Source organism: Methylophaga sp. SB9B (genome assembly GCF_004832235.1).
GTDB classification, from domain to species: Bacteria; Pseudomonadota; Gammaproteobacteria; order Nitrosococcales; family Methylophagaceae; genus Methylophaga; species Methylophaga muralis.
On sequence record NZ_SSXS01000123.1, the window covers coordinates 1 to 248 of the forward strand.

Sequence of the window (248 nt, forward strand, 5' to 3'; positions counted from 1 at the left end):
GTGTCTAGACCTCGCGACAAAGTCCAACTGTCGTACTCAATAAGTCCGAGATATTCAGTTTTTGCTGCAGGATAAAAGGCTTGAGCAGAGGCCAAAGCCTGAAGCTGGTTTGCGTTTTCGATTTTTTGTGCAGTCAAGGCATCTATAGCTATTGCTGCCTGATCTGGATAACGTATTAAATAATGAGGTTTGTCGGCAATGGAACTCAGTCTGACTTCAACAGGTGGCACAGTTTGTTTAGTCGCATT

At 44.0% G+C, this 248-nt stretch carries 1 protein-coding gene; it reads right to left on the minus strand.

All coding sequences use genetic code 11. The annotated features are described in order from the left end of the window. A partial coding sequence (locus E8Q33_RS15520; RefSeq protein WP_211116203.1) for a hypothetical protein occupies window positions 1–248 on the minus strand: 248 nt, incomplete at both ends.